19 protein-coding genes are annotated in these 22,440 nt (G+C 44.5%); 11 read left to right on the forward strand and 8 right to left on the reverse strand.

All coding sequences use genetic code 11. From position 1 onward, the window contains the following. Window positions 1-202: 202 nt before the first annotated feature. Window positions 203-679, forward strand: a complete 477-nt coding sequence (locus M4S28_RS03830) for a hypothetical protein (RefSeq protein ID WP_249632336.1) — start codon at window positions 203-205, stop codon at window positions 677-679. Between the two features lie 489 nt (window positions 680-1,168). Here M4S28_RS03830 and M4S28_RS03835 read toward each other — a convergent pair whose 3' ends face one another. Then, the gene (locus M4S28_RS03835) at window positions 1,169-2,314 is read right to left on the reverse strand and encodes a Na/Pi symporter (protein WP_004735026.1); all 1,146 of its coding nucleotides are present in this window, start codon (window positions 2,312-2,314) and stop codon (window positions 1,169-1,171) included. Between the two features lie 389 nt (window positions 2,315-2,703). On the opposite strand from M4S28_RS03835, the gene nhaR reads away from it, so the two are divergent. Both nhaR and M4S28_RS03845 read left to right on the forward strand, forming a co-directional pair. Next, complete coding sequence (nhaR, locus tag M4S28_RS03840; RefSeq protein ID WP_004735027.1) at window positions 2,704-3,594, forward strand: transcriptional activator NhaR; 891 nt, start codon at window positions 2,704-2,706, stop codon at window positions 3,592-3,594. Between the two features lie 99 nt (window positions 3,595-3,693). After that, window positions 3,694-3,987 carry an ArsR/SmtB family transcription factor gene (locus M4S28_RS03845; protein ID WP_004735028.1) on the forward strand — a complete coding sequence of 98 codons (294 nt, stop codon included), beginning with the start codon at window positions 3,694-3,696 and terminating at the stop codon, window positions 3,985-3,987. Window positions 3,988-4,375: 388 nt separating this feature from the next. On the opposite strand, the gene rpsT is transcribed toward M4S28_RS03845, so the two are convergent. Beyond that, window positions 4,376-4,636, reverse strand: coding sequence for a 30S ribosomal protein S20 (rpsT, locus tag M4S28_RS03850; protein WP_012603273.1), 261 nt, complete (start codon window positions 4,634-4,636; stop codon window positions 4,376-4,378). A 251-nt stretch (window positions 4,637-4,887) separates the two neighbouring features. Between rpsT and murJ the strand changes: the two genes are divergently transcribed. The 6 genes from murJ to ispH all read left to right on the forward strand — a co-directional run bounded on the left by murJ (window position 4,888) and on the right by ispH (window position 12,818). Then, window positions 4,888-6,450: a murein biosynthesis integral membrane protein MurJ gene (murJ, locus tag M4S28_RS03855; protein WP_050546228.1), complete on the forward strand. Its 1,563-nt coding sequence runs from the start codon at window positions 4,888-4,890 to the stop codon at window positions 6,448-6,450. 70 nt (window positions 6,451-6,520) lie between these two features. Further along, window positions 6,521-7,456, forward strand: a complete 936-nt coding sequence (ribF, locus tag M4S28_RS03860; RefSeq protein WP_017077722.1) for a bifunctional riboflavin kinase/FAD synthetase — start codon at window positions 6,521-6,523, stop codon at window positions 7,454-7,456. 63 nt (window positions 7,457-7,519) lie between these two features. Next, on the forward strand, window positions 7,520-10,378 hold the full coding sequence (gene ileS / locus M4S28_RS03865) for an isoleucine--tRNA ligase (RefSeq protein ID WP_004735055.1): 2,859 nt from the start codon (window positions 7,520-7,522) through the stop codon (window positions 10,376-10,378). A 160-nt stretch (window positions 10,379-10,538) separates the two neighbouring features. Continuing rightward, the gene (gene lspA, locus M4S28_RS03870) at window positions 10,539-11,039 is read left to right on the forward strand and encodes a signal peptidase II (RefSeq protein WP_004735054.1); all 501 of its coding nucleotides are present in this window, start codon (window positions 10,539-10,541) and stop codon (window positions 11,037-11,039) included. A 194-nt stretch (window positions 11,040-11,233) separates the two neighbouring features. Next, window positions 11,234-11,665 (forward strand): FKBP-type peptidyl-prolyl cis-trans isomerase, encoded by a 432-nt coding sequence (fkpB, locus tag M4S28_RS03875; RefSeq protein WP_012603277.1) that lies wholly within the window; start codon window positions 11,234-11,236, stop codon window positions 11,663-11,665. A gap of 196 nt (window positions 11,666-11,861) precedes the next feature. Continuing rightward, complete coding sequence (gene ispH, locus M4S28_RS03880; RefSeq protein WP_012603278.1) at window positions 11,862-12,818, forward strand: 4-hydroxy-3-methylbut-2-enyl diphosphate reductase; 957 nt, start codon at window positions 11,862-11,864, stop codon at window positions 12,816-12,818. Window positions 12,819-12,991: 173 nt separating this feature from the next. On the opposite strand, the gene btsR is transcribed toward ispH, so the two are convergent. Further along, complete coding sequence (gene btsR / locus M4S28_RS03885; protein WP_004735051.1) at window positions 12,992-13,723, reverse strand: two-component system response regulator BtsR; 732 nt, start codon at window positions 13,721-13,723, stop codon at window positions 12,992-12,994. Between the two features lie 105 nt (window positions 13,724-13,828). After that, window positions 13,829-15,499, reverse strand: coding sequence for a sensor histidine kinase (locus M4S28_RS03890; protein WP_017091340.1), 1,671 nt, complete (start codon window positions 15,497-15,499; stop codon window positions 13,829-13,831). 263 nt (window positions 15,500-15,762) lie between these two features. Here M4S28_RS03890 and M4S28_RS03895 point away from each other — a divergent pair, with 263 nt between their 5' ends. Beyond that, window positions 15,763-17,085: an IS4-like element ISVbsp1 family transposase gene (locus M4S28_RS03895; RefSeq protein WP_009845967.1), complete on the forward strand. Its 1,323-nt coding sequence runs from the start codon at window positions 15,763-15,765 to the stop codon at window positions 17,083-17,085. Between the two features lie 152 nt (window positions 17,086-17,237). Here the strand turns inward: M4S28_RS03895 and M4S28_RS03900 are convergent, their stop codons facing one another. Next, complete coding sequence (locus tag M4S28_RS03900; protein ID WP_017077728.1) at window positions 17,238-18,728, reverse strand: carbon starvation CstA family protein; 1,491 nt, start codon at window positions 18,726-18,728, stop codon at window positions 17,238-17,240. Between the two features lie 252 nt (window positions 18,729-18,980). On the opposite strand from M4S28_RS03900, the gene M4S28_RS03905 reads away from it, so the two are divergent. After that, on the forward strand, window positions 18,981-19,331 hold the full coding sequence (locus M4S28_RS03905; protein WP_017091341.1) for a DUF2799 domain-containing protein: 351 nt from the start codon (window positions 18,981-18,983) through the stop codon (window positions 19,329-19,331). 95 nt (window positions 19,332-19,426) lie between these two features. Here M4S28_RS03905 and murQ read toward each other — a convergent pair whose 3' ends face one another. The 3 genes from murQ to M4S28_RS03920 all read right to left on the reverse strand — a co-directional run bounded on the left by murQ (window position 19,427) and on the right by M4S28_RS03920 (window position 22,438). Then, the gene (gene murQ / locus M4S28_RS03910) at window positions 19,427-20,347 is read right to left on the reverse strand and encodes an N-acetylmuramic acid 6-phosphate etherase (protein ID WP_017077730.1); all 921 of its coding nucleotides are present in this window, start codon (window positions 20,345-20,347) and stop codon (window positions 19,427-19,429) included. Window positions 20,348-20,444: 97 nt separating this feature from the next. Then, a complete protein-coding gene (locus tag M4S28_RS03915; RefSeq protein ID WP_249632337.1) occupies window positions 20,445-21,557 on the reverse strand; it encodes an anhydro-N-acetylmuramic acid kinase in 1,113 nt (370 codons plus the stop codon). Further along, on the reverse strand, window positions 21,557-22,438 hold the full coding sequence (locus M4S28_RS03920; RefSeq protein WP_249632338.1) for a glucosamine kinase nucleotide-binding domain-containing protein: 882 nt from the start codon (window positions 22,436-22,438) through the stop codon (window positions 21,557-21,559). Before M4S28_RS03920 ends, M4S28_RS03915 begins: the two co-directional genes overlap by 1 nt. Window positions 22,439-22,440: the final 2 nt, after the last annotated feature.

The following is a 22,440-nucleotide window of genomic DNA, read 5'->3' on the forward strand; positions in this document are numbered from 1 at the left end:
TAAACCACATAATTCTCTTTGAAGTGAAGACGTTGAGTTACCGCTAATAGTAACGGCTCTTCCGCAAGGTTTTCTTGTGCCGACAGGCTTCTCAACATGTTTGATTATTGTTTGGACTCAGGCTCGATTGCCTTGCATCAAGCGTAAAAACATCGACTTCCACATACTGGTAACCAAATCATTAATTATTTGGGGTACACACATGTTGAAGAAGTTTGCTTTTCAGATCATTCCAATTCAGATCTTCTTATTCGTCTTTTGGTTCAAAAATGGCTTTATCGATAAAGTGATGGGCGTTGTGCTTGGCTTTATTACGCCAGATACCGCTTATTCAGGTGATACTTGGGCTGGCTGGAAAGGCTATATTGTAGGAACTTGGGATAAGAGCCAAGTCGGTCATGCTCTACTGAGTCCAACATTCGATTTTATGTTCCCTATTCTGATTGCTTTGCAATGTGTGCCGTTTTTACTGGTTATCCGTTCGGTATTTGCAGGTGAGTTCATGTCTGGCAAGGAGCGTCCGTGGTTACTCTATGCAGCCTTTGCTTCTCTGTTTGTGACTTCTTGTATGGCTTTCACTCAAACCATCACAGGCGCAAGCGACGGGCAGTATCTATGGCAATTTATCGGGTTTGGCATGGTTGCCATTATGTATCTGCGTAATGAGCAAGGTAAGTAAGTGTTTTTTTAGATGCGGGATACGAAGGGTAGCTAGATACGAGTAAACGAGATGCGAGATGCGAAGATCAAAAGCCCCTGTCATTCCCTAGACTGACGAAGGAAGGAGTAGGGAATCTCTGAGTGTTGTGTGTTAGATAGATTCCCTATCACGCTCGTTCCTCGCTGTAGGGAATGACGGGTGTTTAGGTGTGAGATTGTTTAGATACGAGTAAACGAGATAAGGGATACGAAGAGCGTGTTTAGATTTGAGTCCGTAAGATACTAAATATCAAAACGCAGATAATGAGAGGAAGTCGCTTTTCGTCACTCTCTACCCGAATCTCGTATCTTCTTTTAGCTCTTCGTTACTCGTTCACTCGCATCCCGTATCTACTTTTTGCTTCCCTCATCTGCTCTTAAAAAGAAAAAGCCCGCAACCTAGGAGGTTGCGGGCTTTGTTATAAGCGATGTGTCTTGTTAGCGGTTAAGCTATCTAAGTATTTAGCGATTAAGCCGTCAGTGCTAACACGGTACCAGGCAGTACAAGGAATACCGCAATAAGGTAACCAGCCACTACAGATTTGTTCTTCACAGCCATGTCAGAAATAATATCAGCGGCTTTTACTGGTAGTTCACGTAGGAACGGAATACCAAAGATGAATACCGTTGCCATGATGTTGAACACCAAGTGTACTAGAGCAATCTGCAGTGCAAATACTGCGAACTCACCAGATACTGCTGTCGCTGCTAATAGAGCGGTAATACACGTACCGATGTTTGCACCCAGAGTGAATGGGTAAACGTCACGTACTTTAAGGACACCTGAACCTACTAGTGGAACCATCAAGCTTGTTGTCGTAGAAGATGACTGAACAAGGATAGTAACGATAGAGCCAGAAGCGATACCGTGGATAGGACCACGACCAATTGCATTCTTTAGAATCTCACGAGCACGACCCACCATCAGGCTCTTCATTAGCTTACCCATTACCGTGATAGCTACGAAGATAGTCGCGATACCTAGAACGATAAGCATGATACCGCCAACGGTGTCGCCAAATGTCGATAGTGGCTCTTTAATCGCACTGACTACTGGTTTAGTGATTGGCTTGATGAAGTTAAGACCACCCATGCTCATATCACCTGTTGCTAGCATCGGTGATACTAACCAGTGAGAAATCTTCTCTAGAATACCAAACGCCATCTCTAGTGGTAGGAAAATAGCAACGGCTAATAGGTTAAAGAAGTCGTGAATCGTCGCACTTGCGAATGCACGTTTGAACTCATCTTTACAACGAACATGACCAAGACTAACTAGCGTATTGGTTACTGTCGTACCAATGTTCGCACCCATGATCATAGGGATTGCTAGCTCAACAGGTAAACCACCTGCCACAAGGCCAACGATAATTGAAGTAACTGTACTTGATGATTGAATAAGTGCTGTTGCCACTAAACCAATCATTAAGCCTGCAACTGGGTGTGAAGCAAATTCGAAAAGAACCTTTGCTTGCTCGCCTGTTGCCCATTTGAAGCCTGTACCAACCATTGAAACTGAAAGTAATAGTAGGTAAAGCATGAATGCCAAGTTAGCCCAGCGTAGCCAACGAGTTGTGCTCGAGATAGGCGCTGCTGCAGTAGTAGCTTGGTTCATAATGTTTTCTCCATTGGACCGTTTAAGTCTGTGTTTGGTCTGTTTGTTTAATCTGAGCGTGATGTTAGAGAACAAATATTTCAGTAATATTACATTTTGGTTTAGGTGAGACTTTTTTGTGATGATTTGCCCTTTAAATATTTGGCCTTGAAATGGTGGTGGTTTAACTTGTTGTTTTTGTGGTGTTTTATTCGTGTTTTTGATAGGTGATATAGATCTTAAAAGTTAGAGAAAAATTAAAAATAATTGCTGAAATATTACATTATGAAATCAGACACTTCGAAAAAATAAGTGGTAATAACTAGTTTGGTTAGGTTTTTCCGAGTTTGTTGAGCGAAGGTGTCATATTTGATATAAAAGGGTATCTACTCTTTTATTACGGCACATCTATGTCGCACCTCAACTATAACCACCTTTATTACTTCTGGATGGTTTGCAAGCAAGGCTCTGTTACTAAAGCAGCAGAAGCTCTATTCCTAACACCACAAACGGTAACAGGTCAGATAAAAGCGTTAGAAGAGCGTATGGATGGCAAGTTGACCAAGCGCAATGGTCGCAGTGTTGAGCCTACAGAGCTTGGACAGCTAGTCTTTAAATATTCCGACCGTATGTTTGGCCTGAGCTACGAGATGCTGGATATCGTGAATTATAGCCAGCACTCCAATATTCTGTTTGATGTTGGTGTTGCAGATGCGCTGTCTAAAAGGCTTGTCAGCAAGATACTGATGTCGACCATTCCCCCAGATAACAGTATTCATTTACGCTGCTTTGAATCGACCCATGAAATGCTACTTGAGCAACTGTCTCAACATAAGCTCGATATGATCTTGTCTGACTGTCCGGTGGATTCGAGTCAAAGTCCTGGCCTGTTTAGTAAGAAGTTAGGTGAGAGTGGAATGAGTTTTTTCAGTTCGGGTAAGGTTGAAGGTGTTAGCTTCCCGGCTGTATTAGAGCAAAGAAAGCTTTTGATCCCAGGAAGTCGAACCTCGATGGGGCGTAAAGTGCTGCAATGGTTTGATAGACAAGGACTTAAACCCGATATTTTGGGTGAGTTTGATGATGCGGCATTGATGAAGGCTTTTGCTCGTTATCACGATGACGCTATCTTCTTAGCGCCTACGCTTTATATGTCTGAAGTTGAAGAGGATTCATCACTGCAATTATTGGTTGGTATTGAAGAATTAAAAGAGGAGTACTACGTCATATTTGCTGAGAGGATGATCCAACATCCAGCAGTAAAAAATGTATGTGACGCAGATTTTAGCAAATTGTTCGAGTGAGGCGGTTTGTTAATGAATTGATATCGATTATCATAACGCCACCATATGCCGGAAATACTAATAGCCGTAGTTGGTGTAAAGGTTGTAGGGAGCCAAACTATGAACTTAAAAGAGATGGAGAAGAACTCAGCGCAAGCTGTGATTCTACTCAAAGCCATGGCCAACGAGCGTCGCTTACAGATTTTGTGCCTATTACATGGTACTGAGCTGTCAGTTGGGGAGTTGTGTGGCAAGTTGGAACTGAGTCAGTCTGCTTTATCTCAACATCTTGCTTGGTTGAGAAGAGATGGTTTGGTCGAAACTCGCAAAGAAGCTCAAACTGTGTATTACACATTGAGCAGTGAAGAAGTAAAAGCGATGATTAACCTACTGCATGGTATTTACTGCAAGTAGCTTATTGCTGGTGGGAGGGGGATTTCTTATCAGTGATAGAATGACACAAGGAAGTGTCAGTATTTCATATCGAATGTTACTGCCTATCTATTTACCTACCTATTTATCTATTTTCTTGTCTGTTTTTTATATGCTTAGTTGTCTATCGGTCAGCGGTATATCTTGTAGTCAGCGATAGGCCTTTAGTAAGCGATATGCCTTTTAGTAAGCAAATACGTGTCAGTTAGCCAAATGCCTTTTAGTAAGTAAGTATCTGTCGGTAAACCACGTGCTTTTAAGTCAGCTAAATAATGTTCAGCAAGAAAAGTCGCTGTGTTACTCAAAATTTAGATATAAAAAAACCGGCCGAGGCCGGTTTTTTTCGTTTTGCGTTGTAATCAAATTTCTATTAAAGAGCTTTGATTGCAGCAGCGAAACGAGACTTATGACGTGCAGCTTTATTCTTATGAATAAGGCCTTTAGTCGCCATGCGGTCTAGAAGAGGTGTAACTTCTACAAGAGCAGCAGTTGCAGCTTCTTTATTGCCAGCTTCAATAGCTGCAATAGTTTTTTTCATGTAAGTGCGCATCATAGAACGACGGCTAGCATTGTGCTGGCGACGTTTCTCAGCTTGGATAGCGCGCTTCTTAGCAGATTTACTGTTTGCCAAGGTCTAACTCCCAAAAACTTAGTTCGGTGACAATTTAAGGGCGAGGACTATCCCTCATAGGCGCTTAATTGTCAAATGATTTGTGCAAAAACCAATCTCAGCCAAAACAAATTTTGGTATGGAAAGGTCATCGCGGTTAAGATGGCGGGGATTCTAACAGCATTTTTAGACCAATGCTAATAATTATGCTTCTAAGGACAGGATAGTATTTATCCTTGCTTGAAAGTAATCAACCAGTGTCAGAGGTTTCTGTGAGTAAACGACTATTAAAGTCAGGCCTGATTGTCAGTGCAATGACTTTTGTTTCCCGTGTGTTGGGGCTAGTACGTGATGTAGTAGTAGCAAATTTGATGGGAGCAGGAGCGAGTGCCGACGTATTTTTCTTCGCTAATAAAATTCCTAATTTCTTACGTCGACTTTTTGCAGAAGGTGCGTTTTCTCAAGCGTTTGTTCCTGTATTAACAGAATATCACGCCGCAGGTGATAAAGATAAGACACGAGATTTAATTGCTAAAGTGTCGGGTACGCTCGGGGTTTTAGTGTCTATAGTGACTGTTATCGGAGTCTTGGGCTCGGGTGTGATCACTGCGATGTTTGGTGCAGGTTGGTTTATCGATTGGTTGAATGATGGCCCAGCAGCCCCTAAATTTGAGCTGGCGAGCTTTATGCTCAAGATTACCTTTCCTTATTTATGGTTTATTACCTTTGTCGCCTTATCTGGTGCAATCCTCAATACCATGGGTAAATTTGCGGTTTCGTCATTTACACCTGTTTTCTTGAACGTAATGATCATTGCTTGTGCTTGGTTTCTTGCTCCTAATTTAGAACAGCCTGAAATTGGCTTGGCAATCGGTGTGTTTCTTGGTGGCTTAGTCCAATTTCTTTTCCAAATGCCTTTCTTGATAAAAGCGGGTGTTCTGGTTAAGCCGAAGTGGGGCTGGAGAGATCCGGGCGTTGTAAAGATCCGTACGCTAATGATCCCAGCTCTGTTCGGTGTATCTGTCAGCCAAATTAACTTATTGTTTGATACCTTTATTGCTAGCTTCCTAGCGACCGGTTCGATCAGTTGGTTGTATTATTCAGACCGACTGCTTGAATTCCCACTAGGTCTATTCGGTATTGCGATTGCGACTGTCATTCTTCCTGCTTTGTCTCGTAAACACGTTGAAGCTCAAGGTGAAGGGTTTGCGCACACCATGGACTGGGGGGTGCGTATGGTGTTGCTGCTTGGCATTCCTGCAATGTTAGGCCTAATAGTTTTAGCTAAGCCGATGTTGATGGTGCTCTTCATGCGTGGTGAGTTTTCGCCGCATGATGTACAGCAGGCATCAATGTCATTGGTTGCTTACGCATCGGGTTTGCTTAACTTCATGCTGATTAAAGTGTTAGCTCCGGGCTATTACTCTCGCCAAGATACTAAAACCCCAGTGAAGTACGGCATTATCGCCATGGTCACCAACATGGTGTTCAACGCGATTTTTGCGTATTTCTATGGTTATGTTGGCTTGGCGATAGCGACGGCATTGTCTGCCTTTGTGAATATGGCCTTGTTGTATCGTGGATTGCATCTTGCAGGTGTGTATCAATTATCTAAGACAACCTTGTTGTTCAGTGCCAAATTGATTATCTCTGGCGTAGTGATGGTCGCGGCGATTTTATGGCAGTTGGATAATATGCAACATTGGCTTGAATGGAGCTTTAGCCAGAGAGCGCTGACATTAACAGGCTTGATTGGACTTGGTGGCTTTGTTTATATTGTTTCGGTACTGATTTTAGGTATCCGAGTAAAACATTTAAAAGCAGCGACAGATTAATACTGATTAGTATATAATCCGTCGGTTTCACACAATAAATGATGCAAATAACAGGTTTTAGCTGATCATAATGGAACTGATCCGAGGTATACACAATATTAAAGCGCAGCATCATGGCTGTGTATTAACCATAGGTAACTTCGATGGTGTTCATTTAGGACATCAAGAGGTTCTGAGTCAGGTTTCTAAACAAGCTGCAGCATTAGGGCTCCCTTCTGTTGTCATGACGTTTGAACCACAGCCTATGGAGCTGTTTGCCCGAGGTAAAGCGCCAGCACGTTTAACTCGCTTACGAGATAAATATGTGCAATTGAGTAAGCTAGATATCAGTCGGTTGTTGTGTGTGAATTTCAATCAGTATTTTGCAAGCTTATCCGCAGAAGCATTCATTAAGGATCTTTTGGTTGATAAGCTTGGTGTGAAATTCTTGGTGGTTGGTGACGATTTTTGCTTTGGCAAAGGTCGAACAGGTAATTTCGCGATGCTTAAAGAAGCGGGCGAAAAATATGGTTTTGAGGTGGTAAGCACCCAAAGCTATTGCTTAAATCAACTACGAGTAAGCAGCACTGAGATACGGAATGCACTAGCGGTCGATGATTTGGCTGCAAGTGCTACCATGTTAGGGCGTGACTACAGTATTAGTGGTCGTGTGTCTCATGGTCGAAAACTAGGGAGAACTATCGGTTTCCCTACCGCTAACATTCCATTAAAACGTTGTGTTTCTCCTGTATCGGGAGTGTATGTTGTTGAAGCATTGGATATCGACGGTGTTCCTGTCGGTGGCGTTGCTAATATTGGACAACGACCAACGGTTAATGGTGTAAGGCAGCAATTAGAAGTGCACTTTTTTGACTTTAAAGCCAATTTATATGGTAAACAGTTAGAAGTACGACTTTTGCACAAACTGCGCGACGAGATAAAATTTGAATCGTTCGACGCACTAAAGAATCAAATAGAATTGGATGCTGAAGCCGCAAGGGTGTGGCTGCTTCAGCTAAAGAATTAGTCGGATGATTCCACCGATTAACATAATGTCTAACTTCGCCCAATATAACGGAATTAAGAATCGATGAGTGATTATAAAGATACCCTGAACTTACCAGAAACAGGGTTCCCAATGCGCGGCAATCTGGCAAATCGTGAACCAGAAATGCTGAAGCGTTGGTACAAAGAAGATCTTTACGGCGAAATCCGTAAGGCAAAGAAAGGTAAAAAATCTTTCGTGCTGCATGACGGCCCTCCATACGCGAACGGCGACATTCACATTGGCCACGCGCTGAATAAGATTCTTAAAGACATTATTATCAAATCTAAGACCCTTTCTGGTTTTGATGCACCGTACATCCCAGGTTGGGACTGTCACGGTCTTCCAATCGAGTTGATGGTTGAGAAGAAGAAAGGTAAGCCAGGTCAGAAGATTTCGGCTGCTGAATTCCGCGAAGAGTGTCGTAAGTACGCTGCGGGCCAAGTTGAAGGTCAGAAAGAGAGCTTCAAACGTCTTGGTATCATGGGCGAGTGGGATAAACCTTACCGCACTATGGATTTCGGCACTGAAGCGAACATCATTCGTTCTCTAGGCAAAATCGCAGACAAAGGTCACCTTCTTAAAGGTTTCAAACCAGTTCACTGGTGTACTGACTGTGGTTCTGCTTTGGCTGAAGCTGAAGTTGAATATAAAGATAAAGTTTCTCCATCTATCGATGTGAAATTTACAGCAGCTGACGAAGCGGCGCTTCTAGAGAAATTTACTCTAGCGGAAGGTCACGCGGGTCAGGGCGAAATCTCTATCGTTATCTGGACGACAACACCGTGGACTCTGCCTGCTAACCGCGCAGTATGTTTACGTGATGATCTTGAATACGTACTTATCCAAGTTGAAGCGAATGGCGAACAGCCAGCTCAACGTATCGTTGTTGCTTCTGAACTAGCAAAAGACGTAATGGATCGTACAGGTATCGAGCACTTCCATAACCTTGGTTTTGCGACTGGTGCTGATCTTGAGCTTTCTCAGTTCAACCACCCGTTCTACGATTTTACTGTTCCTGCTGTTCTTGGCGACCACGTTACAACGGATTCAGGTACTGGTGTGGTTCACACTGCGCCTGGTCATGGTCAAGAGGATTTCGTGGTTGGTAAGAAGTACGACCTAGAAATCGCTAACCCAGTAGGCTCAAACGGCGTTTACCTGCCAGATACTGAGCTATTTGCTGGTCAGCATGTATTCAAAGCGAACGATTCTGTTTTAGAAGTTCTAAAAGAGAAAGGTGCACTACTGCATCACCACGCTTACGAGCACAGCTACCCACACTGTTGGAGACATAAAACTCCAATCATCTTCCGTGCAACACCGCAGTGGTTCATCTCTATGGATCAAGCTGGCCTACGTGCAAAAGCACTAGAGTCAACGAAGAGTGTTGAATGGATGCCAGAATGGGGTCAAAGCCGTATCGAAGGTATGATCGAAGGTCGCCCTGAGTGGTGTATCTCTCGTCAACGTACTTGGGGTGTGCCAATTGCTCTGTTCGTTCATAAAGAAACATCAGAACTTCACCCAGATAGCCCAGCTCTTATTGAAAAAGTAGCGAAGCTTGTGGAAGAAAAAGGCATTCAAGCTTGGTGGGATGTCGATGCTGCTGAACTGATGGGTGCTGAAGACGCTGACAAGTACGAGAAAGTACTTGATACGTTAGACGTATGGTTCGACTCAGGTGTAACGCACTTCTCTGTTGTGGATTCTCGTGAAGAGTACAACTTCCCGAATGAAGAAAGAACGCACAGTGCTGATCTGTACCTTGAAGGTTCTGACCAACACCGTGGCTGGTTCCAGTCATCTTTGATTTCATCTATCGCGATGAAAGACGAAGCACCATACAAGCAAGTGCTAACGCACGGTTTCGTGGTTGATGGTAACGGCCGTAAGATGTCTAAATCTATCGGTAACGTTGTTGCTCCTAAAGATGTAACCAACAAGCTAGGCGCAGATATCCTACGTCTATGGGTTGCTTCTACGGATTACACTAACGAAGTTGCGGTTTCTGACGAGATCCTTAAGCGTTCTGCTGATGCTTACCGTCGTATTCGTAACACGGCTCGTTTCTTCCTAGCGAACTTGAACGGTTTCAACCCTGAAACTGACCTAGTGCCTGCTGAAGAAATGGTCGCACTTGATCGCTGGGCTGTTGGCCGTGCTCAAGCTGCACAAGAAGAGATCGTTAAAGCATACGGTGAGTACAACACTCACGGTGTGACTCAACGTCTAATGCAGTTCTGTTCTATCGAAATGGGTTCTTTCTACCTAGACGTAATTAAAGACCGTCAGTACACAGCGAAACAGGGCAGCCATGCTCAACGTAGCTGTCAAACGGCGCTTTACTACATCGTAGAAGCTCTAGTTCGTTGGATGGCGCCTATTATGTCGTTCACTGCAGATGAAATCTGGAACGAGATGCCTGGCGAACGCGACACGTTTGTATTCACAGGCGAGTGGTTCGAAGGCCTATTTGGTCTTGCTGACGACGAAGAGCTAAGTAACGAATTCTGGACTGAAATCCAGTCTGTTCGTGGCGCAGTGAACAAACTTCTTGAAGATGCTCGTAAAGAGAAAACGATCGGTGGTGCATTGCAGGCTGAAGTGACTCTATACGCTGACGACGCACTAGCTGCTAAAATCAACAAGCTAGAAGATGAGCTACGTTTCGTACTTATCACCTCTGCTGCTGTTGTTAAGCCGCTTAGCGACAAGTCTGATACAGCTCAAGCGACAGACGTTGCAGGTTTATACGTTGAAGTCGCAGCAACTGAAGCTGAGAAGTGTGACCGTTGCTGGCACCACACTCCAGATGTAGGCACAATCGAAGGTCACGAGAAAATTTGTGGTCGTTGTGTGTCGAACATTGACGGTGAAGGCGAAGTGCGTAAATACGCATAACGACTCAGAGAAAGACTGAACTTTTTGTAAAAATCATAGCCCCAGTATCAACTGGGGTTATTTTTAATTATAGGAAATGTGTTTAACCGAGTTGAGTGCTCATCATCCCTTAAACAGGAAGATTAAATGGGTACTGGCTTCGTAAATACTAGGAATAGAAATGAGTGAAGTTTCGTTAAAACAATCTGGTGTGCGTTGGTTATGGCTGGCTCTGTTGGTCTTCCTTGCCGATATTGGCATCAAACTGTTCGTCATGGACAATATGGGTTATGGCTGGGCAAACCGTATTGAGGTGTTGCCATTCTTTAACTTTTTGTATGTCCATAACTATGGTGCAGCATTTAGCTTTCTGAGCGATCAGAGTGGCTGGCAGCGTTGGTTATTTACGGGTATCGCCTTTGCGGTAACGGGCATGCTGACATACTGGATGAGCAAACTACCTGCGGCAGAGAAGTGGAATAACATTGCTTATGCGATCATCATTGGTGGTGCTGTTGGTAACGTATTTGACCGAGTAGTACACGGCTTTGTTGTCGATTACTTAGATTTCTACTGGGGTACTTACCATTGGCCTGCGTTTAACTTAGCGGATATGGGGATCTGTATCGGTGCTGCGATGATCATCCTAGATGGTTTCCGCAAGAAAGATGAAAGCAAATAGGCGACTCAGGTATTAATGAGTATTAACTAAATCGCTTTGAATTAGATTGCCCTAAAGTCAGTCTATGACTCACAGAATGGAATAGCCCTAAGCGCTGTCGGTTGATTCCGGCGGCGCTTTTTTTTATGCTTCAGTCAACAAGGAAGCAAAGCACAGCGCATCCTCAAATAATAAAGAAATCTAAGGAAAGTAACGTGGCAGCAATTAAAAATGATTCAGCAGTAACTCTACATTTTACGATTAAAATGAAGGATGGTTCAGTTGCCGATAGCACCGAAAATATGGGTAAGCCTGCGAAGTTCGTTATGGGTGATGGCAGCCTAAGTGAGAACTTTGAACAGTGCTTGATTGGTCTTGAAACGGGGACTGAAAAGTCTATCGAATTGAAGGCGCAAGACGCTTTTGGGATGCCAAATCCAGATCACATTCATCATATGGATCGTGCTAAATTTGTTGGCGATTCTGAAGTCGAAGTTGGCACTATTATGGCTTTCTCTGGTCCTGATGGTATGGAAATTCCAGGTATTATCACTGAGATCGCGGGTGATTCAGTGACGGTTGATTTTAATCATCCATTAGCAGGCCAAGACGTTACGTTTGACGTTAACATCTTAGCAGTGGACTAACTATTTTAGCGGTGGATTAACTATCTTAGCGTTAGAATAGCTATCTTAACGTTAGAATCGCTATATTGACGGTTGAATAACATCACCTTACAGCTGTGATGTAACCCAGAGCTTCACTGTCTAGGCGCTTCACTGTAGAATGCGATCTTCGCTGACAGCGAACTCTATAGAAACAACCTTAGTACCGCGGTAAATGATGAGCAATGAAATGAAAATAATGTTAGCTAACCCTCGTGGCTTTTGTGCCGGTGTCGATCGTGCGATCAGTATTGTTGAGCGTGCACTCGAAATGTACCAGCCACCGATCTATGTTCGTCATGAAGTGGTACACAACCGCTTTGTTGTTGAAGGGCTAAAGCAACGTGGTGCTATTTTTGTCGAAGAGTTAAGTGAAGTGCCAGACGATAACATCGTGATCTTCTCTGCTCACGGTGTTTCTCAAGCTGTTCGTAAAGAAGCAAAAGAGCGCGAACTCACCGTATTTGATGCAACGTGTCCTTTGGTAACCAAAGTTCATATGGAAGTTGCTCGTGCGAGCCGCAAACATATGGAAGTGGTACTGATTGGTCACGCGGGTCACCCTGAGGTTGAAGGCACCATGGGTCAGTACGCTAGCCAAACTGGTGGTATGTACTTGGTTGAAAGACCAGAGGATGTACAGAACCTAGTGGTGAATGATCCAAGTAACCTGCATTATGTTAGCCAAACCACTTTGTCAGTTGATGAAACGGCGGATGTGATTGAAGAGCTACGTCGAGTGTTCCCTGAGATCCAAGGCCCACGTAAAGACGACATCTGCTACGCGACTCAAAACCGTCAGGATGCTATCCGTGAGATGGCCGGTGATGTTGATGTCGTGATAGTTGTTGGTTCTAAGAACTCATCGAACTCAACACGTTTGAAAGAGCTAGCTGAAAAGCTAGGCACGCCAGGTTATCTAACAGACTGCCCTGAAGACATTCAAACTGAATGGGTTGAAGGGAAAAAGAAAATCGGTGTAACAGCCGGTGCTTCTGCTCCTGAAGAGTTGGTAAACCAAATCTTAGATCGTATTCGTGAGCTGGGTGCTACCGAGGTTGAAGAGATTCAAGGTCGTGAAGAGAACATGTTCTTCGAAGTGCCGAAAGAGCTGCAGATTAAGCAAGTCGACTAATCGCTATTGATTGGCGACAAGATCGATTCGTAACTCTATCGATTCGTAACTCTATCGATTCGCAAACACTATTGATTTGTAAACAGTATCGATTTGTAAACAGTAGGAAGCCAACGTTGATGCGTTGGCTTTTTTGATCGTGCTTTGGAACAAGTCGTCGAATTTCTAACAGGTTACTGGAGACCGAGTAGCTCTTTCAGTGTCTTGAGGTAGCGACGACTGACAGGCACTTCAAAACCAGTCAGCGTGATGATCTCCGCTAATCCATTTTCCAACAGTTTGATCTCTTGGATCGATTTTATGTTGATCAAATACTGTCGATGACAACGGATCAAATCGGTTTTTTCTTCTAGGATCTTCAGGGTTAACTGTGAAGTCGCCGTTTGTGATGAGCTACGAACATGCACACCACTGATATCTGAATAAGCGCACTCGACCGTTTGGCTTGCCATGATCACAATGCGGTTGTGGCCGATACACGGGATCTGCTCTAAACGGCACGGAGCAATCGCTGAGATGTCTTGTTCCGGTGCTTTGTGGTTCTGCTTGATGACCTTATTCAGACGACAAACACTCTTGTTTAATCGACAAGGTTCGACCGGCTTGAGTAGGTAATCAAAGGCATTGTCTTCAAAGGCTTGAATCGCATATTGGTCGTAGGCAGTGACGAATACAACGTAAGGCATGGTGTCTGGATCAAGCATGCTTAACAGTTCGATTCCGGTAACCTGCGGCATTTGGATATCCAAATACACCACGTCAGGCTTGAGCAGATTGATCTGTTTAAGTCCTTCGATCGCGTTACTTGCTTGGCCGATGATTTCCACTTCTCCAGTCTCGGTTAGTAGTTCAATCAGTTCTTCGCGAGCAAAAAGCTCATCATCGACAACTAATGCCTTTAACATCCTACAATCTTCATCTTGCTTCTATCCCTGCTTGGTTCACGTTTTTCTTTGAAATGTCTGCTTCTAAATGTTTCAAATCGGAGCGAGTCGTCTCCGAAAATGCCCTTATTTCAGTATAGGTATGATAAAGCTCATTCGAGTGAATTGCTGTGGTTGAGATTCTATTTTTAGTGCTGAATCTTGTCCAAAGAAATTAGTGAGTCGTTTATCAACAATTTCCATGCCTAGTCCAACATGATCTTTCGATGGCTTTTGATAATTGCCCGCGTTGTCTTCAACGGTCAACTTAACCCCACCCTTGAAAGCCTCGCTATAGATCTTCACTTTGCCACCTTCCAGCATGTTAGAAATCCCATGTTTGATGGCATTTTCTACTAACGGTTGCAGGGTAAAGCTTGGCAGTTGCGACTCATACAGTTGCGGGTCGATATCCCATTCTACTTCTAATCGATCGGTAAAGCGTGCCTTCTCTATGGTTAGATACGCATTAACGTGTGCCAGTTCATCTTTGAGTTTTACCGTGTTGATGTTCTGCTTCAGGTTACTTCTAAAGAAGTGAGACAGATGTTGAATGAGCTCACGTGCTTTATCAGGGTCACGACGTGTAACGGCACTGATGGTGTTAAGTGCATTAAACAAGAAGTGTGGGTTCACCTGTGCATGCAGCAGTTTGATTTCCGCTTGTGTCAGCAGCGTTTGCTGCTGCTGATAGTTGCTAAATAGGATCTGGCTCGATAATAGCTGAGCGATACCTTCACCCATCGACATATTGATGGTTGAGAATAGTTTCAGCTTTGGCTCATACAGTTTGATGGTTCCGATGACTTCGTTTCCTGCTCTTAACGGGATAATTAGCGCGGAGCCTAGCTTACAATCTTGCGAAAGGGAGCATTGGTACGGATTCTCTTTGCCATCAAGGTAGATGATGTCGTTCTGTTCCATCGAAGTGAGCGTGCTCTGCGATGAAATCGGCGTGTTCGGAATATGGTGTTCGTCACCAATGCCGATGAACGCGAGGATTTTTTCTCGGTCGGTGATCGCCACCGCACCAACGTTGGTCTCTTCGTAAATGATCCGCACGATTTTTTGCGCATTATCCGAATTGAATCCTCCATGTAAAATACCCACTGAACGCTCGGCGATGGTTAATGCGCGGCGTGAGAAAGTTGCCGAATACTTCTCGAAGATGGTTTTCCGATCTTGGATGATGCTCATGAACAGCGCCGCACCGACCGAGTTAGCAATGATCATTGGCGCGGCAATATCAGAAACCAGAGCATAGGACTGCTCGAATGGTTTCGCGACCGCTAACAGAATTAGCATCTGAATAATCTCTGCAAACAGGGTTACCGAGAAAACCACCAATGGATTAAACAGCTGGCTGGCTTTGTTCTTTCTCACTAGGTAAACGTGTAATAGGCCGCCAATCAAGCCTTCTGCTGTGGTTGAAATCGCACAAGCTAGATCGGTAAATCCACCCAAAGAGTAACGATGGATACCGCCAGTAAAACCGACGGCAAAGCCAACGACAGGGCCGCCAAACAGACCACCCATTACCGCACCCATCGCGCGTGTATTGGCGATAGCGTCATTAATCTGCAGCCCAAAATAGGTGCCCATAATACAGAACAGGGAAAACAGAACGTAGCAGCTTATCTTATGACTTAAGCGTGAGGAGATGCTCAACAAAGGGAGAATCAGTGGAGTCTTGCTGAGCATGTAAGCAATCACTAAGTAGACACAGGTTTGTTGCAGCAGAGAGAGAATGAGTTCCATATTTTCACCTATTGAGACGCTGGTTAAGTGTAAAGCTCATTGCGTGGTAACGGTAGCTTTGCTTGTGTTTTCATTGGTTATATCGAGTTGCGATTGCTTGTCAGGCGGAGATACCAATATTGATGTACAAATGTATGTTGATGTACCAATGCTGAGATACAGTAAAGCCCATCACAGAGGACTAATGCCGATCGTTTAAGAAGACTTGAACGATCTTGCAGTTAGCAGATAATCCCCATCAACAACGTTGATGGGGATTTTTTATGCTTGAACAAGAATTAGCAATGGCACACGAGACCATTGAAGATGCCGACAATTATGAATCTGTCGTCGACGCCATTCAGATTGAGTGGATAGAACAAGCTCTTCTTGAAACCAATAAAGCGAGCATAAGACGACGTCGGCTTCCCGCTCAGCAAGCTGTCTGGTTAGTTATTTGGATGGGGCTGCAACGCAACATGTCTATCAAAGAGGTATGCAGTTCATTAGACATTGCGCTTCAGCCTAAACCTGAAGATAGCTGGTCTCGTGTTGCACCTAGTGTCCTAACTGATTCACGCCGACGTCTAGATGAGAGTCCATTAGCGGCTTTGTTTCACACAACGGTAAAGGCTTGGAATGGAGATATCCTTCAACAAGATAAAGACTTAGAGCTTAATGTTCTTGCTGTGGATGGAACTACATTTAGGTGCCAAGATTCCCCAGAGAACGCTGAAGAATTTGGGTTCATCTCTAAAAAATTGAAACCTTACCCTCAACTTCGTTTAGTCGCTTTGATGTCAACAGAAACTCGAATGATTATGGGGGCGGCTTTTGATGGCTGTCATGTCGGTGAAACGACCTTAGCTAAGCGTCTATTCAATGATATCCCCGCACATTCATTGACCTTATTTGATCGTTGTTATTTCTCGGCAGACCTTTTGTTGTCGTGGCAAGAGAGTGCGGAAAATGCTCACTGGTTAATGCCTGCAAAACGTAAGCTACGCTATGAAGTGTTGGAGAAATATGCGGAGAACGACATGCTCATCTCAATGCCCATCTCTCCTCAAGCTCAACGGCAGAATCCGAATTTACCCGCACGTTGGGAAGCCAGATTAGTCCTATATCAAGAGCCAAAAGGTGAGATAAAAGGTTTTATTACTTCACTTACAGACCCTAGTAGATACTCGCTAGAAAGCCTGCTGCGTATTTATTGGCAACGCTGGGAGATAGAAGAAGGTTATGGTGAAATTAAACAGACTCAACTGCAAAGTCACGTCACTTTACGAAGTCGTTTTTCTGCCGGTGTGAAGCAAGAGCTTTGGGGCGTATTACTTGCCTATAACTTAGTGCGATTAGAGATGGTTAAGATAGCTTCAGAAGCCGGGGTTCGAGCGACTAGGGTCAGTTTTACCGCCGCAATTAACCTTATTGATGCGCAATTACGTTGGTTAGCTTTAAGTCCAGACGGAACTCTACCTGTAAAACTGAAAAGGATGAGAGACAGTTTGAGTCACTTCATTCTTCCAGATAAAAGAAAGGACCGAACGTTTCCACGTTCAGTCCTCTTTGTCCCAGCCAAATATCCGTTCAGGTTCAAGCAATAATGCTTATCCGAACGGCATTAATCACAGAGGACGGGCTTTAGTCTTAATTTCCACGAATCACTGGGTGATTACGGGAGCAAGCGAAGTGTGTTTGGCTTGTTCTTTTGTCTCTCTATGAAGACGTGTCTCTTGTTATCAAGAGTCTGAAAGAACTAGGCGGTTTTGGTGACGCCTTTTGCTTCTTTTTCTTCTTCATCAGCAAGGTCGATATCGCCTTTGCCTTTTGAAATTTTGATAACGTAAGCCGCAATTCCGAATGCACTCACTACGCCGATGATGGTTGAAAGCTGCATTGGTAGACCGAAGCCCAGCTGGCTGTTGTTCAGGATGAATGTGATACATACAGATGTCATGAACACAGCTGGAACCGTTGTTACCCAGTGCAGTTTATTGTGACGAAGTAGGTAAGCCGAAGCTGTCCATAGCATCATGACTGCTGTTGATTGGTTAGCAAAACCGAAGTAGCGCCAGATGATGCCGAAGTCTACTTGAGTCAGGATGCCACCGATAACGAACAGTGGTAAAGCCATCAGTAGGCGGTTACGCAGTGTCTTCTGTTCCATGTTGAAGTATTCAGCAAGGATAAGACGGCTTGAACGGAACGCTGTATCACCAGAAGTGATAGGTAGGATAACCACGCCAAGGAAAGCAAGGATACCGCCAAATACACCCAGTAGGCCAAATGAAGCGCTGTATACCACGTTACCAGGGCCGCCGTTTGCAATCGCGTCAGACAAAGACTCAACTGAACCGAAGAATGACAGAGCAAGCGCACACCAGATTAGAGCGATGATGCCTTCACCAATCATTGCACCGTAGAATACGAAGCGACCATTTTTCTCGTTTTCCATGCAACGCGCCATTAGTGGAGACTGAGTTGCGTGGAAGCCAGAGATAGCACCACAAGCGATGGTAATAAATAGAGCAGGCCAAAGCGGTAGATCGTTAGGGTTCATGTTGGTGAACATGTCTTTCATCTCGAAGCCACCCATGATTTGGTGCTCGTCAGATAGACCAATCGCAGTGATTAGGCCAACAGACATAAAGATAAGCAGTGCACCGAACAGTGGGTAGAAGCGACCAATGATTTTATCGACAGGGACAATCGTTGCGATGATGTAGTAAGCAAAGATGATGACAACCATGGTGCTCGTCGACATTACGAAATCAGTTTGGTCGTTCACTAGGTTAGTGATCATGCCTGCTGGAGCAGAAACGAATACCACACCAACAAGAAGCAGTAGAACAATGGCAAAGATGTTCATAAAGTGTTTTGCGCCATTGCCTAGGTAACGTCCAGTGATAGTTGGAACCGAAGCACCACCATTGCGGATAGATAACATACCTGAGAAGTAGTCGTGTACGGCACCTGCGAAGATACAACCTAGCACGATCCAAAGCATTGCTGCTGGGCCGTAAAGGGCACCCATGATAGGGCCGAAGATTGGACCTACACCTGCAATGTTAAGCAGTTGAACTAGGTAAACCTTTGGCGTCGACATTGGAACGAAGTCCACGCCGTCTTGCTTGGTGTGAGCGGGTGTTTGACGCTTTTCATTGATACCGAAAATCTTCTCGATAAAGGCACCGTAAATAAAGTAGCCACCAATGAGTGCTGCAACACAGGTAAGAAACCACATCATAATTTGTTATCCCTGAATGTATTAATTAAGTCAGGGTGTATATTAAAGGAGTGTATGAGAAGAAACTTCCGCTATCAGAGTGAGTGGTCGAATAGCTAATTAAGTGGTGTTATAACTGATTGAGCGGTTTGTTCTCTTGCTTAAGAGGGCAACAACATACAATGAGTGGACATCAGTACGTGTTCAGCGGAGAATCGCCACAAAGGCAGCGCTTCGTCAGGAAGTGGTGAAGTAACAATATAAAGGATTGAAATGAAAAAAATAATAGCACTATTCGCCGTGGCATTTAGCCTTGCAGGATGCAGCGCCAATGTTCAAGATTTAGCGGCCGAAGGCAATTGGCAAGAGATTGGCTATCGTGACGGTATCAAAGGTAACACTCAACGTTCTTACCAAGAGATGACTAAGCTTGGAACGGTAGACCAATCAAGCTACAGCAAAGGATACTATCTAGGTGTTGCTGAATACTGCAATCCAAACCATGCTTATCAAATTGGCTTATCTGGCCAGGTTTATGAAGGCGTTTGTTCAGGTACGGAAGACGCTCAACGTTTCCGTATGGAATGGCAGCGTGGCTGGGATGAGTTTTCTAACGACTACTAAGCTCAAATTAGCGATTAGAAAATAAAAAGACCAGTGCCGCATGTGTACTGGTCTTTTTTTTTGTAGCGAGAGTAACGCTCACAACAGAATCTAGATTACTGATTATTCTCGACTGCTTTTCTCAAGAAGCCATTTTGTTGATCAAGTTGAGCCTTGGCCAGTTCTAAATCTAGCCCTGTTAGAATCATCAAAATAGATAGCTTCACATCATAATCGGTGGTTTTAAGTGTCGAAACTGCAAGGGCTTTGTCACACTCCGTTGCTTGGATTACGATACGAGCTGCGCGGGCAACCAATTTTTCATTGGTCGCTTTTACGTCGACCATCAAGTTCTGGTAGCTCTTACCAATACGAATCATGCTGGCAGTGGTCAGCATGTTGAGCACCAATTTTTGCGCAGTACCTGATTTGAGGCGTGTGGAACCGGTTAAGGCTTCTGGGCCAACCACTGGGCTTATCGCGATTTGAGCAATCTCAGCAATCGGAGATCCAGGATTACAAGACAGCGCAACCGTTACTGCTCCTATTTGATTAGCGTAGTTGAGTGCTCCAATTACGTAAGGTGTGCGGCCACTGGCTGCAATACCTACCACGACATCATTTTCTGAAAACTGAATTGCATTCAGATCTTCAATACCGAGAGTCAGCGAGTCTTCAGCGCCTTCTTTGGCTTTCAAAATAGCTTCGGGTCCGCCAGCAATGAGACCGATAACCATCTTGTCTGAAACGCCAAAAGTCGGTGGGCATTCTGAGGCATCTAACACACCTAATCGACCACTGGTACCTGCACCCATATAAATCAGTCGGCCACCGTTTTGAAAGGCATGAGCGATCTTATCAACCGCTTTCGCGATCTGTGGCAGTTCCGCTTCGATCGCTAAAGGCACTTGTTTATCTTGTTGGTTAATCTTTTCAACCACTTCGAGAGAGGTGAGCAGATCAATATCCATAGTGTCAGGGTTTCTCCCCTCCGAAACGAGGTGCGAGAGCGCTGATATGAGAGCGTCGTTACTCATAATGATCCTTAAATGATAATTCCAAAATGATGGTTCTAAAATTGTTTAGACAGCATCGCGAAGTCAGTATTGTTAATAAGTCAGCACGGCTATCAAGTTAATCGGCACGATATAGAACGCCTAGAGAGGCCACTCTGCTCGCGCCAGTCACTTCTGGTAAATTGCTTGGCAGTTGATGAACATGACGTTGAGCAAGCCATGCAAAGGCCATCGCTTCCATATAATCGGCATCAACGCCTTTACTGGTCGTTGAATCAACGTCCCAACTCGGAAGCAGTTCTGCCAACCTTTTCATCAACAATGGGTTTCTCGTCCCGCCACCACATACGTACAGCGCAGGTTGGTTACCCAAGCGATAAGCCTCTACTTCATTGGCTATCGTCAATGCGGTGTATTCACAAAGTGTGTGCTGAACATCTTCCGCTGCAAGGTCTTTAAATTCTGTAAGTTGTTGTTCTAGCCACGGTAGATTAAACAGCTCTCTACCAGTGCTTTTCGGTGGCAGTTGAGATAGATAAGATTCATTTAGAAGCTGTTCGAGTAAAGCTTGATTTAGTTGGCCTTTTAGAGCGAATTGCGCATCACGGTCAAACTTCTCACTCGTGTGTTTATCTACCCAAGCGTCCATCAACATATTGCCGGGGCCTGTATCATAACCAAGCGTAGGCTGATTCGGGCGCAGTACTGAAATATTCGAGATACCACCAATATTCAACACCACAACCGAGCTGTCTTTCGGGTGAAAAATAGTGTGGTGGAAAGCCGGTACTAACGGTGCACCTTGCCCGCCAAGCGCCATGTCTTTACGTCGGAAATCAGCGACTGTTTGAATCTGTGTTTTAGCGGCAATGATATTGGCATCACCCAACTGCATGGTAAATGGTGAATCACCCGTTGGTTGGTGGAATACCGTTTGGCCATGATTACCTATCGCAGTCACAGAGGATGCAGGTGTACCTGATTTGTCGAGAAGTTGCAGAACCGCATCAGCAAATAGATGACCAAGCTGGTGGTCGAGTTCACCAATGGCAATTAGATCCGTTTTCTGACCAATACAAACTTCAAGCAGACGGGCTTTTAGATCATCTGGCATAGGGAACTCATCATGAGCGAGTAATGTGATACCAGTGTCTTCTATCGAAACTAAGGCCGTATCAACGCCGTCCATACTCGTTCCCGACATCACACCAATGTATAACTCTGACTTCATTACGAGTCTCCTAAGTTGAGCTGATTAATCTTCTGGTTAGCCAATACTTCTGCGCCATCCAGAGCGTTCCCTTGAACATGTAAACTACGACCTTGAATCGCTGGTGAGAGACGCTCACGATAGAACTGTCCTAAGCTACCCAAGAACATAATAGGTAGCGTGTTGTTACTAGAACAAGCCTGAGAGAGCTGCTCTATTTGAGTTGTACCTTGTTCTATAATCGCTTTTGCCGTTGAACATTGTGATTCAATGTCGACCATAGCTCTTGCAAATTGAGCATAGTCAGTCGCGTTCGCTTGGCTAATCCATTCTAATATTTGGCTACGTTCGCTACCGGTTTTCTTCATGACTAAATCGCGAGTCAGGGATGACCCCTGACTGTCGAACTCGGTGAGGGTCTGTTGAACCGCTCGAAAGCCAAGCCAAGCGCCACCGCCTTGGTCACCAATTGGAAATCCCCATCCGCCAAATTGCAGGGTCTCATGTAGGGAGTTCAATTGAATGGCAACTGCCCCCGTCCCTACGGCGATACAATTGACGCCTTGTCCGGCATTGGCGCCAAATACTGATGCTTCCGCATCGGTTGTGATGTACAGGTGAGGACAATGCGCTAAAGCGGACTTTAACTTGGACTTTAACTGCGTATTACCCGCTCCCGCAACACCCAACACAATATAACATTGTTTCGGTATTATCTGGTTTGTCGCTAGAATTTCATCAATATAATGAGTGAGTTGAGTCACCGCAGCTTCACCGTATAGGGTCAATGAAGTCGCCGGTAAAATGAACTCCTCAATCAGTGTTGATGTGGGCTCTATTTTCTTAAGCCTGACGGCGGTTTTTGTACCGCCGCCATCGACTGCCAAAGTGTGTGTAATCATCC

The organism is Vibrio sp. J383 (assembly GCF_023503985.1).
In the GTDB taxonomy this organism is placed as follows: domain Bacteria; phylum Pseudomonadota; class Gammaproteobacteria; order Enterobacterales; family Vibrionaceae; genus Vibrio; species Vibrio splendidus.

Excerpts from the sequence above, each read along its gene's own strand:
- ribF (WP_017077722.1), top strand. The coding sequence starts at position 6,521 with ATGGAACTGATCCGAGGTATACACAATATTAAAGCGCAGCATCATGGC.
- M4S28_RS03920 (WP_249632338.1), bottom strand. The coding sequence starts at position 22,438 with ATGATTACACACACTTTGGCAGTCGATGGCGGCGGTACAAAAACCGCC.
- M4S28_RS03905 (WP_017091341.1), top strand. The coding sequence starts at position 18,981 with ATGAAAAAAATAATAGCACTATTCGCCGTGGCATTTAGCCTTGCAGGA.
- M4S28_RS03835 (WP_004735026.1), bottom strand. The coding sequence starts at position 2,314 with ATGAACCAAGCTACTACTGCAGCAGCGCCTATCTCGAGCACAACTCGT.
- M4S28_RS03915 (WP_249632337.1), bottom strand. The coding sequence starts at position 21,557 with ATGAAGTCAGAGTTATACATTGGTGTGATGTCGGGAACGAGTATGGAC.
- murQ (WP_017077730.1), bottom strand. The coding sequence starts at position 20,347 with ATGAGTAACGACGCTCTCATATCAGCGCTCTCGCACCTCGTTTCGGAG.
- lspA (WP_004735054.1), top strand. The coding sequence starts at position 10,539 with ATGAGTGAAGTTTCGTTAAAACAATCTGGTGTGCGTTGGTTATGGCTG.
- btsR (WP_004735051.1), bottom strand. The coding sequence starts at position 13,723 with ATGTTAAAGGCATTAGTTGTCGATGATGAGCTTTTTGCTCGCGAAGAA.
- M4S28_RS03895 (WP_009845967.1), top strand. The coding sequence starts at position 15,763 with ATGCTTGAACAAGAATTAGCAATGGCACACGAGACCATTGAAGATGCC.
- ileS (WP_004735055.1), top strand. The coding sequence starts at position 7,520 with ATGAGTGATTATAAAGATACCCTGAACTTACCAGAAACAGGGTTCCCA.
- nhaR (WP_004735027.1), top strand. The coding sequence starts at position 2,704 with ATGTCGCACCTCAACTATAACCACCTTTATTACTTCTGGATGGTTTGC.
- M4S28_RS03830 (WP_249632336.1), top strand. The coding sequence starts at position 203 with ATGTTGAAGAAGTTTGCTTTTCAGATCATTCCAATTCAGATCTTCTTA.
- M4S28_RS03890 (WP_017091340.1), bottom strand. The coding sequence starts at position 15,499 with ATGGAACTCATTCTCTCTCTGCTGCAACAAACCTGTGTCTACTTAGTG.
- M4S28_RS03845 (WP_004735028.1), top strand. The coding sequence starts at position 3,694 with ATGAACTTAAAAGAGATGGAGAAGAACTCAGCGCAAGCTGTGATTCTA.
- ispH (WP_012603278.1), top strand. The coding sequence starts at position 11,862 with ATGAGCAATGAAATGAAAATAATGTTAGCTAACCCTCGTGGCTTTTGT.
- M4S28_RS03900 (WP_017077728.1), bottom strand. The coding sequence starts at position 18,728 with ATGATGTGGTTTCTTACCTGTGTTGCAGCACTCATTGGTGGCTACTTT.